This window comes from Vibrio sp. Vb2131, from assembly GCF_033338535.1.
GTDB classification, from domain to species: domain Bacteria; phylum Pseudomonadota; class Gammaproteobacteria; order Enterobacterales; family Vibrionaceae; genus Vibrio; species Vibrio alginolyticus.
Map to the genome: position 1 here is coordinate 33375 of NZ_JAWOSW010000005.1, position 15797 is coordinate 49171.

Genomic DNA, 15797 nt, shown 5'->3' on the forward strand with positions numbered 1-15797 from the left:
GCTAATTAGTGTATTCGATATAGTCGCCTGTAAAAAGCGGCTCCCCGTCCTCTTTGATACTAGAGATAAAGACTGCTTTGCAATCCCGCCACCTGACGCCTCGACTGCATGATTTCATATTCTACTGTTACTAAAGAAAAGACAGAACTAGCAATAAATGCAACTTCTAATTTGGCTCTACTGTGAAAAACCACGAGCCGATTAACCCACTAACATTAGCTTAGGTATTGCAAATTTCTAGTGTAGTGGCTGGATTCATTAACCCCATTGGTCAACTACTAAAACGGATCCAGCAAATCTTCATCAAACTTAAGTCCTTCTAGTCCATGCTCTTCGCACAAAAGCTTGAAAGATTCTGTAGCATAGAGCACTGTACAGCCTTGTAAGCGAGATTTGAATACATAGCGTGGTTCGATATCCTCTTCATCAAATTCAATGGTTTCCAGACCATCTTCAAAGCCATCGGTATATTTCTTAAGGCACATAGACTCATCTTCAGCGCCAAAACTAAGGCAATTAAAAGCATATATGGTTTCGTCACCAACGTTTATAGGCAAGAACTCCCCCTCAGACGCTAGTACCGATTCTAGCTTATCGCATGCACCTGCAGTTAGCGCTAGATATGTGCTATACCATGTTGATATGTCCGGCATCGTAGAGTTTTTTCCTAAAACATCCTCAAAATCGCCAACCACACCATCTTTCCAAATTGGTAGTAAAGGCTCATTAGTAGAAGGCTGCAGTCGGAGTTGCCTTACTAGCTTTTTATTACCAAGCTGATTAGCAAGATTCATAATGTCCAGAGTTAGAGTTTTAAACTCCTCAGGGCGTTGCTTTAACTGGTAGATTTTCATGATTGACCGCTCCAGCTAGTGTCTTTCTTTTCAATAATTTTCTGCGGATATCCACCATGCAGAAGTTTGTGCTTTACTCTTTGTAAGCGACTAATCATTGCCTGCTCAGGCAGCATTGGAGAACTAAACGTATTCACAATCCATGATTCATAGTTATACCGATGTATCTCTCGATGAGCTGGTGCTTCACTGCCTGCCCAGTGACCTTTGTGCTTTTTATAGCGAGGTAGCCAAGCGCCATTCAACGGGTCATTGATTCCAATACCGTGAGCATGAAGGGCTAATCGTGTCACAACAAGTCTAACCTGCTGAAACCGCCCTTTACCCGGAATGATATGATGTGGATCATGGATACTACTCGGCTTAGGTTCACCAACTGCAGTGAGATTACGAGCCAGCACACGAGTCGGATGATGAGCCTCCTCGAACAACTCATCTTCATCTTTCAACTTGTTTTCAGCACGGCATGTTTCAAGATCCTGCTGTAGCATCACCTGAGAAGTGATCTTTTTTCGCTCATGCTGAAGGTGTGCCCAATCCTTTTCCAAAGCATCAATACGCTGCTTGCAAGCTTCTTTAGATTCATTGTTAAGCGCAACACTATTCTTTTTGTCGTGATATTCAGGCCGCTTGACATTCGTAGTAATAAATAACCAACTCTAATGCAGATGGGTTGCTAGGTCGAATAGGCTTTGGCGTATACTTCACAATTCCGTCCTTGTATGTTTGGTCAATTAGATGTGACTGGCACAACAGCTTTAATAAGAGCTGTAAGCTACCAGAAAACAAGTGGCTACAAAACACTCAATACAATCAGTTTCTTCGCTAATAAAAGTAAGCAATTATACCTTCCATCACGTAATATTGACTGATTCCACTGAATCATTTAGGAGCAAAAAAATACCAGCAGGTCAATTAATGTTCCTCAAACAAAAACGCCCTTCATATAAATAAAGGGCGTTTGTTATTTGACGTTTTGATTAGCGTGCTATAATACCAACCCACCGTCAATCTTGAGCACTTGGCCTGTGATGTAGGCGCTCTTGTCTGAGGTTAGGAAAGAGACGCCACTGGCAATATCTTGAACTGAGCCCATGCGCCCTAATGGGGTTTTGCCTTCCATCATTTGAATGACTTTGTCTGGCAGGTTCTTGGTCATGTCGGTGGCGATAAAGCCTGGCGCGACACAGTTGACGCGTATCTGTGCACCCTTTCTTGAAAGTTCTTTCGCCCAGCCTTTGCTCATTGAGATGACGCCGCCTTTACTTGCGCCGTAGTTGCTCTGGCCGATATTACCATCCGTTCCCACTATAGAAGAAATGCTAACAATACTGCCTGTGCCCTGCTCTAGCATGACAGGAGCAACACGTTGGGTGAGTAAGAACACCGCTTTTAGGTTCACGTCGATCACGCTGTCCCAGTCTTGCTCTAACATATCTGGCAACAATGCATCTCGAGTGATGCCCGCGTTGTTAACCAGAGCATCGATTCTTCCGTGCTTCTCTACAACACTTTCTACTACTTCACTGACGGCTTCGGCATCACACAAGTTGACTTGATAACTGCTTAGCTGCGCCGACTGACTCCATTCCACGGGCGCTATATCTAGCCCGACAACATGGAATCCATCCTCCAGTAATTGTTCACAAATCGCTTGGCCAATACCACGAGCCGCACCAGTGACTACTGCTACTTTTTCCGGTTTCATCTTGGTCTTCCTTAAATGTTGAGATTACAAATTCGCTTGTATCCCTAGCGTTTTTTGTTTTTATGCCTAGTCGCGTTACAACTGCGCTTCTCATACGCAGGGTCTTTTATATCTTATAAAAACTATAGAAACAGTCTGGGAGTCGGATGTGAACTAATCAAGGCAACTTGATGACTATGGCAAGATCAACGTAAGAAAGTGTGCTGGAGGGCGCAAAGTTAAACGATTGGAGGACTTGGATAGAAAAGTATTGGTCTGATTACTCAAATACTACTTCATCAAACCAATATTACTTGTCTCTTAATCTCTTACAAAAGCTGGTTTTGTTATTTTCACCAGAAAAGGCTGAAGCAAGAGATTAAACAACATGCCAGCAATAAACAGGGTGATCACAATACTCGCACCACTCGGTAAGTCATAGCGAGCCGATGCGGCAATACCCGATAAGATCCCAACAATACCAATGCTGATACTAGCGACAAAGAATCGAGTTCCCTTCAATGCTGCCGCACATAAAGCTGGAATCACCAACAAAGCAAATTCTAAATAAATGCCGGTTAACTTGACCGTAATGGGCATCAGAATAGCAAAGATCAGATAAAAACCACTACCGCGCATAAACGCAGGTTTTAACCAAACCAATAGCAACATCGCAGTGGTAATGAGTGCCAAAGGCCAAACGTCTGCCCAAGTCGCCCATAACAGTTGCCCATTAAGAATGCCTTGAATAAAGTCTCCGCCGTGTGGGTCTTTGCTCACCAGCAGGATTGCCAGCGATGCAGACACGACAAACAAGCTGCCAATCATGGGCTCTAAATGCTGCTGGTATCGTTTCTCCATTAAGGCGATCAAACCGCAAAGCATCAAAGACATCACCCAAGGGCCAATCATTTCGCCAAAGAATGAGCCTGAGAACAGCGCGTATTGGCTCAACCAGTAGTGGCTTAGTGCTGCCCCCAATGCCGCGACTTGCGCCACCGCCAAATCTATAAAGATGATCTGACGATTAAGAACTTGTTGCCCCAGAACGATGTTGCCAACTAACGCAATTAAACCACACAAAACCGCAGGTAAAAGCCATGCATAATCAGCCATGGCTTAGATCTTCTCAGGAACGGGCGGCACTAACACATCCAGTAAATCATCAATGACCTGATCGTACATCTCATCCAAGCTTTCACTCTCAGAAACGGTCAATGGCAGTTGAATCACAGGTTTGTCAGTATGATCTTGCAACCAGTTCGCTGGACGCTGATCCTGATGAGAGGAGTAAACAATCGCATCAAAACTGTCAGCATCTAACTTGGTGAGTGATTGCAGGTGAGATGTGGTCGGTGAAATGCCCGGTTTAGGTTCGAGATCGGCAATCTGCTTCATTCCGAGCCAATCGTACAAATAACGATACGTCGCGTGATAACCGACAACTTGCTTACCCTTTAAAGCAGCCCCTTTCTCATTCCATTCTTTAAGCTTTTTACGCCAATGAGCACGAAACTTCATACCATTCACTTGGTAACTTTGTGCGTTGTCGGGATCAATCGCTTTTAGGCGCTCCGTGACTTTACGAGATAATGGAATCATGTCATTTGCCGCAAATTGAACATGTGGGTTACCGTGAGCGTGTATATCTCCCATGCTACGGTCAACGTGAGCATGAGTATCTAACATGCGCACGAAGTCCGTCGCGTAGATCATGCTCGGCGCACCATTTTGCACCGCCGCATTGCTGCTACGAACTTGCAGCATAGGTAACCACCCCACCTCTAGCTCTGCGCCCGAACACATTGCCATGTCCGCTTGGCGCATCTTCGCAATCAAAGAAGGACGAGCTTGTACGTAATGTGGGTCTTGCTTAGCCGTTGTCGCTGAATAAATACTGGCATCTGGCGCGTGGCTTTCAAGAAAGGCTTTCCATTCTGGCTCACAAACGAAAATGTTTAGAGCCGAAGCAGGCGAAGCAATGATGGCAGCTCCTGCCGCCATCATCACCAAACTGCATTTATTTAATGTCAGCTTAGAACGCATGAGCACCGTGCGCTCCAAATGTCATCACGTATTGCAGAGTGAACACGTTGTCTGTCTCACTGTCTTGGTTATCAATGCGAGTGTATTGCGCACGGATAGTACCGAAGTGAGAAGAATCCCATGCGATCATCGCATCCATTTCTTTATCATTCAGCTCAGTAAAATGCATGTGGTCGCCATGTGCATGACCATCGTAGCTTTCTGCTTCGCCGTAACGTAGACCTGCTGACCAGCTTGGGTTGAAGCGATAAACACCCGAAACATAGTAAGCGCTTAAGTTGTCTGGTGACTCTGCATCGTTTTTATATTTGCTATCTACCACACCGTCTAACAGCATGTATTCAGCCGATAGCGTGAAGTTGCTGTATTTGTAATTACCGTCTGGTGCCCATTTCCAAACAAAATCAGCACCGTAAAGGTTCGCACCTGTCACTGCTGCGCCATGATGGTGATCGTGCTCATGCTCTTCTTCATGACCGTGGTCGTGATCTTCGAATTCTTTAACCTTGCCGTTTTCGTTACGCAGGTAACTTAAACCAAACTGCCAACTTGAAGATTCGGAGAAGTCACTACCAAGCTTCAGCGTCGTGGTGTACACGCCAACTTCAGAACCATCTTCGACAGAAGACATTTTGCTACCACTGAGCGCTTCTACACCAAGTTTTACATAAAGGTCGGTTGGCAACACGATGTTTGCACGTACACCATCATCGTAGTAGTGCGAGCCAAGGAAAGTACGATAAGCAATTGGACGCTCAACAAAGCTATCGGTGTGCATGTGTTGGTTGTTCAGGTAACCAAAGTCAGATAGGAATCGGCCAGCGCGCACGTTTACACCATATGGCAATGCCAAAGTTTCGATGAATGCCTCTTCAAGCTCTAATTCTGTCTCATCACCATGACTTTCAAGAACCGCGGTCAATGCGCCGTAAAACTTGTCGTCGATATTTGATGAGAAGTTTAATTCCGTATGGCCTAGACCAAAGCCTTCTTCGCGCTCAGAATTATGACGTTGGCCATCTTGGTAGTAGCCATCAACAACAACACCAATCTGTGGGTTCGATAGTGTGTCGGCAAAAACAGGGGATGCAAAAATGCTACCGATCACGAGAGACACCAATTTCTTATTCACTACTATTTCCTTTTTGTTATGTTATAACATTTAATTTTGCGATGTTATAATATAACAATTCTCATTACACAAGCAGAAATTTAAATTAGGCTCCGATTTCATGTTCGTACTCAATCCATGAATTGGGCTATCAACAAATGAATCAATTGATGTTTTTTATACGTATACTAATGAGAATTAGTAATTAAATAAGTAACGGAATTTCAATATGTTGAATATGGATTTTTCAAAAAGAATCGTGATAGATACTGCTCAACAGGAGTGGATCGCCAGCCCTTCCAAAGGTGTGTGGCGCAAACCTTTGGAACGAGAAGCCAAAGAATCAGGGCATACCACCAGCGTCGTTAAGTACGAGCCAAATTCGCAGTTTTCGACTCATCCTCACCCTCAAGGAGAAGAAATATTGGTGCTCGAGGGGGTATTCTCTGACGAATACGGTGACTATCCTGCCGGCACTTACCTTCGTAACCCTCCAGGAAGTCAACACGCACCATTTAGCAAAGAAGGCTGTGTGATTTTAGTTAAACTAAATCAGTTCGAATCTGAGGATCTTGAAACAGTTCGCATTAATACAAACCAAGCGAGCTGGCAGAGTGGTGTCGGTGGGTTGCAAGTCATGCCGCTGCATAATTTTGAGCACGAACATGTCGCATTGGTTAAATGGCCAAAAGGTAAGAAGTTTCAACCACACCGTCACTTTGGTGGTGAAGAAGTTTTCGTATTGTCAGGAGAGTTTAGAGACGAGCTAGGTACCTATCCCGCTCTCTCTTGGACCCGAAGCCCACATATGAGTGAGCATTTTCCTTTTGTAGAGCAAGAAACGATCATTTGGGTAAAAACTGGTCACCTGCCGCTCCAAGCTCCTGCTCAGCACTCCTAGTGTTTGCACACTTGGCATCGTCCATTGGAACTAAAATCGGCCCGCAATTTACGAGCCGATGATCATTTCGTCACTAAGAACCCATTATTCGCGAGTGGAGCCAGTCTTTGAGCTCAGCCCGGTTATGTTTTAACACGTTCATTTCGTGATCATCAATCGGGCTTCCTTGAAGTTCTAGTACGCGGATTTCCTTATCTAAAGCATTGTAGTTTTTAACGGTTTCAGCAAATGATGCATCGTTTTCGGTAAGCTGAGTAATGGTATCCAAATGTTCTGGGAATTCATGAGTTAATGAGTGATTTTCACCTAACATAGAGACCTCTTGGCTATTATTTGAGTACAAAATAGTGCCTAATTTTTGAGCACCACATGTATAACCGTAGCATCTAATGAGACGTTAATTCGTCGCACCGTCCACAAAAAGAACAACAAAGTTATTTTCAATTTTTCCTAGAAAGTGTTTTCTTTTTAGTCTCAATAGTCGAATGCAAAAGATGCCACTATGATCGTTCTATATTAACCTTCAACAATGAGAGCGATCATGCGAAAGACAATTCTAGTTACTGGATCTACTGACGGTATTGGTTTAGAAACCGCGAAAATGTTAATTAACCGTGAACAACACGTAATAATCCATGGCCGGAATATAGAGAAAGTTCAACAAGTTGAGCAAAGTTTGAGGGAGATGAAAAGTGGTAAAGTTGAAAGCCTTGTTGCTGATTTATCCTCTCCCAATGCGGTAAAACAGATAGTGATGGAGATAACAGAACGGTTCAATCATTTAGACGTCATCATTAACAATGCTGGTGTGTACGCAACACCAAATCCAAGAACTAAAGAGGGTCTTGATGTACGCTTCGCAGTCAACACCATTGCTCCCTACTTACTCACTAGAGAGCTATTGCCGTTGCTCGGAGATACGGGTCGTGTGGTTAATTTGTCTTCAGCTGCACAAACAACAGTAAACACTAGCGCTTTACTCGGTAACAAACCATTGTCAGATGGCGAAGCATATGCCCAAAGCAAATTGGCATTAACGATGTGGTCACGAGCAATCGGACTAAAGCTTAAGAACACTGGCCCTATGTTGGTATCAGTAAACCCAAAATCATTCCTAGGTAGTAAGATGGTTAAAGATGCTTATGGGGTTGCTGGTGGTGATATCCGCTTAGGAGCAGATATTCTAACTCGCGCTGCGCTATCAGAAGAGTTTGCTCAAGCGCATGGTATGTACTTCGATAATGACATTGAAGCATTCGCGCCCCCACACCCTGATGCATTAGATCAAAGCAAAACACAGCAGATAATTGATACTATTGAATTAATCTTAAGCAAACTCTATTAATAACAATTAAGAATTATCTTGAGGTTCGTTTTTATTCGGACCTTAAAAACAATGTATTCGATAAGTGAAACTTGTTATCACTTTTCCGCAAACTCCCAATAAGGTGGCGTACCATAGTATTCAGCAAAGTAATCAATAAAGGCACGCACCTTAGGCGCAATTAAACGAGAGCTTGGGTACACAGCCCAAATCCCAGCATCCATCGCTAAAGGGTGATCTTCGAGTACTTCCACTAGCTGACCACTTTGTAATTCTTGATAAACACTCCAAACCGAGTTGATAGAAATACCTAACCCGTTTACCGTCGCGTCTCTCATCGCATCACCATTATCAGTTTTAAAACGACCAGAAGTTCTTACATTGACCATTCCATCTTTTGTATTGAATGACCAATTATTCATTCCAACTAAGTTAATACACTCATGATTCGTCAAGTCTTGGGGCTTGTTGGGTCTTCCAAATTGTTCAATATAATCTGGTGATGCAACGATAATACGACGATCTGGCGCAAGCTTTCTTGCGACCAATGAAGAATCTTTCAACTCAGCGACACGAATGGCGACATCAAAACCTCCCTCAACCAGATCCATAATGGAATCAGAAAATCGGCAGTCCACGGTTAACCCTGGGTAACGCGCCATAAAACCTTTTAATGCGGGCACAATATGCAAGCGACCAAAAGTTGCAGAGGCGGTTATACGTAATACTCCCGTTGGCGCACTCTGCCCTGAGCCAACAGCTCCCCTTGCTGCCTCCACTGTTGCAAGGACCTCCTCCGCGTGAGGTAAAAAAGCCTGCCCTTCTTCAGTTAAGGAAACTTTGCGTGTGGTGCGATGAACTAAACGAACTCCTAAGCTGTCCTCAAGTTTGTTGATGTGCGCACTAGCGACAGCAGGAGAAAGTCCAAGCTCCTGACCAGCCATGCTGATGTTGTGTGTCGAAGCCAAACGGACAAATAGCTTTACATGATCGATGTTCATTTAATTTTCAATTATTTGTAAAAAATCACCATATAGAGCTTAGCATTTTCTTCCTTACGGATAGTAAATAAATACTCCAGTTAGAAAAAACTGATGGGCAGATAGAAGTCCAGCTCAAACGCCTCATCATGGCTAAGGAAATGGTTTTTATGATAGTGAACATAAGCGGGAGTAGAACGCTGCTTAAAGCCTGAATTCGGCAACCACTTTTCTAACACCATACTCAATTGAGGAAGAAGCTCTCCATATACCCCTGTTAAGCGAAAAACAGCATGCAAACCACCCGGAATCGTCATTTGATTCACGACACCGCGTACTTTAAGCGGCTTATCAATCGCCATACAAGCCACATAGCGACACTTATCGAGCTCAACCCAAGCGGGGTTGGAGTGATGCAAACCGTATTGAACCGAAAAGTCCCGATTCTCAGAGCTTGCCCACGCCTTCAAAATCAGCCACGCATTGCGAATGGAACGGCTATAACCCTCATGCCGCACATAAGCCGCAAAGCGTTGTGGAACCTCCATAATTTTAGGTTCTGGCAACTCGCGTTTAGCAACCCGATGATAACCCGCAGCCACTTCCGGATCTTTTAGATACGGCTTTTCTGCGACTTGTAAATCATGTTTTCGCCACGCGCCAGGAGACATAGCGAACGTTGCTCTAAACGCTCGGCTAAAAGAAGATACCGAGCTAAAGCCGCACTTGTTAGCAATGTCTAACACCGATGAGCTGGTATCAAACATCAGTTGATTGGCGGCGTATTCCATTCTTGTGCGACGGATATATTGATGGACAGACTCCCCTACCACATCTTTAAAAATACGATGGAAGTGCTGTTCAGAATAGGCTGCTACATCTGCTAGCTCTTTAGCCGATAAATCTCTGCTAATGTCTTGGTGAATGTAAAACAGCACGTCATTGATTCTGGAAACTTGTTGATGGCTCACGGAGTAAACTTTCGCTTAAATAGCATAAATGGACATGTTTAACAGCATAAATGGACACACCAAGCTTGGCAATTTACCTATACTATTTCTGACATAAAAAAGACATTTACGAGAAGCACAGCACATGGAAAGCGCACAGTCATTACAACAAACTAAGTCATCCTACATCCGAGAGATCCTCGCAGCAGCGAGCGATAAGAACGTCATTTCTCTTGCAGGTGGCTTGCCGGACGAAAAAACCTTCCCGATCGACTTAATGAAACCGACGCTCGAAAACCTCGCGAATATGCCAGAGGTGTTTCAATACGGCGCAACAGCAGGCTACGCCCCGCTACTTAACTTTTTGACCGATTATTACCAGCTGCCGGAATCTCATTTGGCTATGATCACAACGGGCTCTCAGCAAGGGCTAGATTTGATTGCGCGTGCGTACGTGAATCCGGGCGATAAAGTGGTGATGGAAGCACCGAGCTACCTTGGTGCTATGCAAGTATTCGGTCTAGTGCAAGCCAACATCGTGACCGTTTCACAAACCGAGTGTGGTCCAAACCTTGAAGAACTTGAACAATGCTTTGCTACACAGCAACCGAAAATGTTCTATGCTGTGCCCGATTTTCACAACCCAACGGGCGTGTGCTGGGCGCTAGAGACTCGCCAAAAAGTTGCCGAGCTTTGTATACAATACGACGTGGCATTCATTGAAGACGCACCATACCGCGAGCTACGTTTTTCTGGTGAAGCGCTTCCACTGGTTTCGGACTTCTGCCCACAGCACTCCATCGTATTGCGCTCTTTCTCCAAAATAGCTTCACCAGGCTTGCGTATTGGTGTAGTTACGGGCAAGAGTAGCTACCTTGAGCCACTCATCAAAATTAAACAAGGTGCCGATCTGCACTCTAGTATTCCTATGCAAGCTTTGCTGCATGGTCTACTGCAACATGACAACTTCGAAACGCACATTTCAACCATCTGTGCGCTTTACAAATCACGTTACGATGTCATGTTTGCTGAACTGCAAAAACAGCTGCCAGAAAGTTGCGTACTCAAACCCGTCGATGGTGGCATGTTCGTTTGGGTCGAGATTCCAGAATGCGACACCTTCGAACTGGCGAAAAACCTTCTCGCAAACTGGGTTGCCGTAGTGCCGAGCCCGGTCTTTTATCCAGAAGGTTCAAAGGTAAAAGCCGCTCTGCGTCTTAACTTTACCAATGCCACACCAGAAGAACTGACGACAGCTGTCTCTCGACTCGCGGATGTCCTCAACACGTTGTAATTGAACGCGAGTGTAAGAACCTGCCTTTGAGATTCAAAAAAAGTCTCAAAGGCAGCATCAAAAAAGTTCCCCAAAAAAATTTATATTTTTCCTTCAAATCAACTCTCTACAGTAAGTGCCTGTTTTCTCTTGAACCTCTCACTCATATAAAAATGAGAACTCAATCACGTATTTGATGGTTAGAAAAGTTACGTCTATCTTTCAGTCAAAGACATCAACTTCGCAGCGTTAATGCTCTCAATTTCAGACACTTTATCAATCGTGGCTTAGCGGTTGATAAACGACTAAAAAAGCATCTGTGGGCATACCCACTACGAAGGGTTGACCAGAACCATTCTGAATGTCGCGAGCCAATCTTTTGATTGGCAATTACGTCAGTGAATCGCACCAAATGACAGAGGGGTTATCAGGATGAATACTCGAATCACGACAGGACTTGTCACCATCGGCTGGTCCGTTACACTTTCACTTTTTACCGCATTCGCCGCATATGCCAATACGTCGCCAAACTGTAGTGACGTATTAGCGGGCAACACAACCGCCGCATCGCAAAAAATGATGGTTTTATTGGGCGAAGACATCACCAAATCCAACCGTATCACTACGGTGATTCCTGCCGAAAACAATCCATTTGTGACCGAAGAACTGGTTTCGGTTTCTAACGACGTATCGCCAAACGGTCGTCTTTCACAAAAGAGTTTGGAAGAGATTCGGAAAGTCCGCTCAAATCTAGAGAAAGCAGCACAGGAAGTAAGCCGATTACAGGGCACTTTTGAAGTGGCTTTCATCAGTTTGATTGATGGTTACTGCCAATTTTCTAATCATAAACGTACTCAACATGCCAAAATCGACTTTGACCATTTGGAAGGCCTCACTTTGTATTCAATCCCCGCTTTAATAGCAATGGTCGATCAGTCGTACTACATGGCAAAGAATCGAATCGCTAATGAGCAGAAACAGTTAAGCGACATTGAAAAAGAGAAACAGAGGCAGAAACATCAAGCAACTGCGGCGGCAGCCGCTCGTTACCAAGACAGTAACGTACTTGTAAGAGTCGAGAACTTTGATGGCGCTAATGTGACATTTTCCGTTACTAACATTGGATCACAAGGATCATTACAACCAAATTTCAACACGTTTAATGCATATCGCACAGAAAGTGGAGAATTAATCTACAAGTCAGAATCTTTACTACACCTGGCGGATACTGCAGGTAACACACTTGAAACAATGGGTATCGCTGAGCTCTCATCACAAGGTGGAAGTGACATATCGATCTCTCCTGGAGAAACCCGAAAATTCGTTACTAGCATTGCTTCAGAAGTCGCGCCACATACGCAGTTGAGCTTAGAGTTTCCAGCCAAAGTGCTTAATACCGAGCGAGACTTTACATTGTTGTTTTCTGATACATCAGCGGTGGCGACAGCAAACGTCAATTAACGCAAAGTCGCCAGTATTTGTAGAACGCATCAAAGACAGGCGAGCAGCGCCTGTCTTTCAATGATGAGCAAGCAAATCGCTACTGTTTGCACTTGTAAGCATTTGCAAACATCGTCACTGACGTAGAAAAGCTCAACGGTTGATATAAGTACAAGGTATCCGCGCCTAAATCCGCCGCCTTGATGCGCATTTGGTTTAGCGTACCCCAAACCATGTCTTTATCTGTGTGAAGCCAGTAGTCGTAAAAGTGTCCTTCTGAGCCGATCACGGTACCCATTAGTTCACAGTTTTCAATCGCATTCACATTGTCCCAAAGCACCTGTACTTGCTCAGATTCTTGAGTTGGGAACGTCACACATCCCGTTAATGATGCCGCTAACGCGAGACACATCACTCGCTTTTTCATACTTATATCGCCAAAATTTTTCATAGATGGCAGATTTTATGAATGGCTTATGTGATGACTAGCAAAAACTTTTTATCGCGTGTTCAAGCAGAATTAATGGACAACGGAAAAGATCCAAAAGGTGATCATGCAGCTAGCGAGCAAAAACCTAATAATCACAGACCTAGCAATCAAGCTGTATCTGAGATACAACAGTAATGATTAAATAGCCGCGAGGGATAGAGTTTGGTTGCTAAAAATAAGCTAATTCGCTACACAGCTACGGAAGTCGCTGATGCATTTGACAAAGAAGATGAGCTCATTAAACAAGTTCAGTCCAACCAACTCTCGCAAGTGCTATTGCTTTGGCAAGTAAAAAGTCCAACGCTCGTGCTTCCCGCTGGTAAGAAATGGCCAGTGTCTAATGAGTTAGAACATGCGTTAAATACGTCTGGCTGGAAGCTCTTTTCTCGTAAAACCGGTGGTGCCCCAGTCCCTCAGGTGCCAGGTATTATCAATCTATCTCACATTTACCACTGGCCAGAAGGCGAGCCTTACAACATCAAAAAAGCGTATCTCGATTTATGTGCGATATTAACGGTTTTCTTTAAACAGCTCGGCGTGAAAGTGGATGTTCATGCTACGCCTTATTCCTACTGCGATGGCGAGTACAACCTCAACATTGGCGGGCAAAAAGTCGTGGGAACCGCGCAGCGCGTTTTACTGAAAAAAGGCGGTGGGCAAGTGGTGTTATCACAAGCATGCATTCTGATTGATGCCGACGTCGAGAAGATTGTCGAACCAGTACGAATGTGTAATCAGCTCTGCGGTCACAGCGATGATATTCGTGGTGATGTCCACACACCGCTCTTCCATCATATATCCGACCGCCCATCGGTAGATTCGCTCTTTCAGCAATTGACGAGTGCGTTTTTAACGCATGCAAAAGCGAAGTAATGAAAGGAGCAATCCTCCCCCACACTCCGAACATCATTCGATAAACTAAAACTGCATACCGTGATAGCGATGTAAGAATGGGCATCGCCAACGTAAAACCATTCAATCGATCGACCAAACCAGTTATCAGTTTTGCCTGCCCAAAAGAAATGAGATCCAGTTCAAATATTTATCCATGACGGAATTAGTTGAAGCCTGCGCGTAAAAGCCTCAGAATGTCGCACTTTTCGCACCGATTTGTTTTCGGCGCGTTGTTATCTAACTCTACAATTGAGAATCATACATATGGGTTTTACCTCGTTAGGTCTATCTGCTTCAATCCTTAAAGCTATTCAAGAGAAAGGCTACGACACCCCTTCGCCAATTCAGGCAAAAGCAATTCCTGCTATTTTGGAAGGGAAAGACGTAATGGCAGCAGCGCAGACTGGTACAGGTAAAACCGCAGGCTTTACGCTACCGATTCTTGAGCGTTTATCGAACGGCCCTCGCGTTCGTGCTAACCAAGTTCGTGCACTTATCCTGACGCCAACGCGTGAACTTGCGGCTCAGGTGCAAGAAAACGTGTTTATGTACGGCCGTCACCTTCCACTAAGCAGTACGGTGGTTTTTGGTGGTGTGAAGATCAACCCGCAAATGCAGCGTCTTCGCAAAGGTGCGGATGTGCTGGTAGCAACACCAGGGCGCCTGATGGATTTGTACAACCAAAATGCGGTGAAGTTCGACCAACTGGAAGTGCTAGTGCTCGATGAAGCAGACCGTATGTTGGATATGGGCTTTATCCGTGACATTCGTAAGATCCTAGCTCTGCTACCAAAACAGCGTCAGAACCTACTTTTCTCGGCGACTTTCTCGGATGAAATCCGTGACCTTGCGAAAGGCTTGGTGAACAACCCGGTTGAGATTTCAGTGAACCCGGCAAACTCGACGGCGAGAACGGTTGAGCAAAGCATCTACCCAGCAGACGTGAAAAAGAAAGCACCGATGTTGGTTAAATTGATCAAAGATGGCGATTGGAAGCAAGTGCTGGTGTTTACGAAAACGAAACACGGCGCAAACCGTCTGACGAAGTTCCTTATCGAACAAAACCTACCGGCTGCTGCCATCCACGGCAACAAGAGCCAAGGCGCGCGTACCAAAGCACTGGCGGATTTCAAATCGGGTGAAATTCGTGTGTTGGTCGCGACGGACATTGCTGCGCGCGGTATCGATATTCCGCAATTACCGCAAGTGGTGAACTTTGAGCTACCGAAAGTGGCAGAAGACTACGTTCACCGTATTGGTCGTACTGGCCGCGCGGGCGAAGTAGGTAAAGCGATTTCACTCGTGTGTGCGCTAGAAGCATCTGAGTTGTTTGCGATTGAACGTTTGATTCAAGAAATACTACCACGTAAAGAGTTGGAAGGTTTTGCGCCAACCAATGTGGTGCCAGAATCTAAACTGGATACGCGCCCAATCAAACCGAAAAAACCTAAGAAGCCGAAAAAACCAAAAGCGCCAAATGCTGCAAGTGAAAATGCCCCAGCAACCGAAAAGAAAGCAGGCAATGGTGCAAACAAACCTAAACGTCGCTTCAACGGTGGTAGCAACGGCAACAAAAACAGCACCAACCAAGGCGGTGCAGGCAAGCCTAAAGGCAACCGTGAAGGCCAAAGTCGTGCAAACAGTAAACCAGATGACCGCAAACCTAACGGCAACAAGCCAAATGGTAATAAACCGAATGGAAATAAACCAAACGGTAATAAGAGTGGCAACGCTGGTAAACCGTCTGGTAACCGCAAGCCAAACAATGCTAAGCCTGCAGGAAACAAACCGTCAGGTCAGCGCCGTAAGCCTCGTCCGCAAGCTGCAAACTAACCTGTAAACGGCCC

The 15797-nt window shown here is 44.9% G+C and carries 16 protein-coding genes and 1 pseudogene; 6 read left to right on the top strand and 11 right to left on the bottom strand.

All coding sequences use genetic code 11. The features are described from left to right. Positions 1–278: 278 nt before the first annotated feature. The 6 genes from R7E38_RS07570 to R7E38_RS07595 form a co-directional block, all read right to left on the bottom strand. On the bottom strand, positions 279–854 hold the full coding sequence (locus tag R7E38_RS07570) for a hypothetical protein (RefSeq protein ID WP_053349296.1): 576 nt from the start codon (positions 852–854) through the stop codon (positions 279–281). Continuing rightward, positions 851–1402: an AHH domain-containing protein gene (locus R7E38_RS07575; protein ID WP_198556874.1), complete on the bottom strand. Its 552-nt coding sequence runs from the start codon at positions 1400–1402 to the stop codon at positions 851–853. The genes R7E38_RS07570 and R7E38_RS07575 overlap by 4 nt, the downstream gene beginning before the upstream one ends. A gap of 440 nt (positions 1403–1842) precedes the next feature. After that, positions 1843–2562, bottom strand: coding sequence for a 3-oxoacyl-ACP reductase FabG (gene fabG, locus R7E38_RS07580; protein WP_226083419.1), 720 nt, complete (start codon positions 2560–2562; stop codon positions 1843–1845). A 300-nt stretch (positions 2563–2862) separates the two neighbouring features. Further along, positions 2863–3657, bottom strand: a complete 795-nt coding sequence (locus tag R7E38_RS07585) for a metal ABC transporter permease (protein ID WP_206970364.1) — start codon at positions 3655–3657, stop codon at positions 2863–2865. Between the two features lie 3 nt (positions 3658–3660). Beyond that, positions 3661–4587 carry a metal ABC transporter solute-binding protein, Zn/Mn family gene (locus R7E38_RS07590; RefSeq protein WP_206970366.1) on the bottom strand — a complete coding sequence of 309 codons (927 nt, stop codon included), beginning with the start codon at positions 4585–4587 and terminating at the stop codon, positions 3661–3663. Beyond that, positions 4577–5719, bottom strand: coding sequence for a hypothetical protein (locus tag R7E38_RS07595; protein WP_017633595.1), 1143 nt, complete (start codon positions 5717–5719; stop codon positions 4577–4579). The genes R7E38_RS07590 and R7E38_RS07595 overlap by 11 nt, the downstream gene beginning before the upstream one ends. Before the next feature lie 208 nt (positions 5720–5927). On the opposite strand from R7E38_RS07595, the gene R7E38_RS07600 reads away from it, so the two are divergent. Continuing rightward, complete coding sequence (locus R7E38_RS07600; protein ID WP_226083417.1) at positions 5928–6599, top strand: cupin domain-containing protein; 672 nt, start codon at positions 5928–5930, stop codon at positions 6597–6599. A 73-nt stretch (positions 6600–6672) separates the two neighbouring features. Here R7E38_RS07600 and R7E38_RS07605 read toward each other — a convergent pair whose 3' ends face one another. Beyond that, a complete protein-coding gene (locus tag R7E38_RS07605; RefSeq protein WP_005373737.1) occupies positions 6673–6912 on the bottom strand; it encodes a YdcH family protein in 240 nt (79 codons plus the stop codon). Between the two features lie 228 nt (positions 6913–7140). On the opposite strand from R7E38_RS07605, the gene R7E38_RS07610 reads away from it, so the two are divergent. Next, positions 7141–7944 (top strand): SDR family NAD(P)-dependent oxidoreductase, encoded by an 804-nt coding sequence (locus tag R7E38_RS07610; protein WP_025767963.1) that lies wholly within the window; start codon positions 7141–7143, stop codon positions 7942–7944. 77 nt (positions 7945–8021) lie between these two features. Here the strand turns inward: R7E38_RS07610 and R7E38_RS07615 are convergent, their stop codons facing one another. Both R7E38_RS07615 and R7E38_RS07620 read right to left on the bottom strand, forming a co-directional pair. Then, the gene (locus R7E38_RS07615) at positions 8022–8924 is read right to left on the bottom strand and encodes a LysR family transcriptional regulator (RefSeq protein WP_206970368.1); all 903 of its coding nucleotides are present in this window, start codon (positions 8922–8924) and stop codon (positions 8022–8024) included. Positions 8925–9004: 80 nt separating this feature from the next. Beyond that, positions 9005–9874 carry an AraC family transcriptional regulator gene (locus R7E38_RS07620; RefSeq protein WP_033906341.1) on the bottom strand — a complete coding sequence of 290 codons (870 nt, stop codon included), beginning with the start codon at positions 9872–9874 and terminating at the stop codon, positions 9005–9007. Positions 9875–9998: 124 nt separating this feature from the next. Here R7E38_RS07620 and R7E38_RS07625 point away from each other — a divergent pair, with 124 nt between their 5' ends. Beyond that, positions 9999–11147 (top strand): PLP-dependent aminotransferase family protein, encoded by a 1149-nt coding sequence (locus tag R7E38_RS07625; protein ID WP_318081721.1) that lies wholly within the window; start codon positions 9999–10001, stop codon positions 11145–11147. Between the two features lie 411 nt (positions 11148–11558). Further along, a complete protein-coding gene (locus tag R7E38_RS07630) occupies positions 11559–12587 on the top strand; it encodes a hypothetical protein (RefSeq protein ID WP_206970369.1) in 1029 nt (342 codons plus the stop codon). A 79-nt stretch (positions 12588–12666) separates the two neighbouring features. Here R7E38_RS07630 and R7E38_RS07635 read toward each other — a convergent pair whose 3' ends face one another. Continuing rightward, the gene (locus R7E38_RS07635) at positions 12667–12993 is read right to left on the bottom strand and encodes a DUF4156 domain-containing protein (protein WP_206970370.1); all 327 of its coding nucleotides are present in this window, start codon (positions 12991–12993) and stop codon (positions 12667–12669) included. 225 nt (positions 12994–13218) lie between these two features. Between R7E38_RS07635 and R7E38_RS07640 the strand changes: the two genes are divergently transcribed. Then, entirely contained in the window at positions 13219–13929 is a 711-nt protein-coding gene (locus tag R7E38_RS07640; RefSeq protein ID WP_226083415.1) for a biotin/lipoate A/B protein ligase family protein, read from the top strand. Between the two features lie 59 nt (positions 13930–13988). Here the strand turns inward: R7E38_RS07640 and R7E38_RS07645 are convergent. After that, a pseudogene (locus R7E38_RS07645) lies at positions 13989–14066 on the bottom strand (VOC family protein); the annotation flags it as partial. A 148-nt stretch (positions 14067–14214) separates the two neighbouring features. On the opposite strand from R7E38_RS07645, the gene R7E38_RS07650 reads away from it, so the two are divergent. Next, complete coding sequence (locus tag R7E38_RS07650; protein WP_226083413.1) at positions 14215–15783, top strand: DEAD/DEAH box helicase; 1569 nt, start codon at positions 14215–14217, stop codon at positions 15781–15783. Positions 15784–15797: the final 14 nt, after the last annotated feature.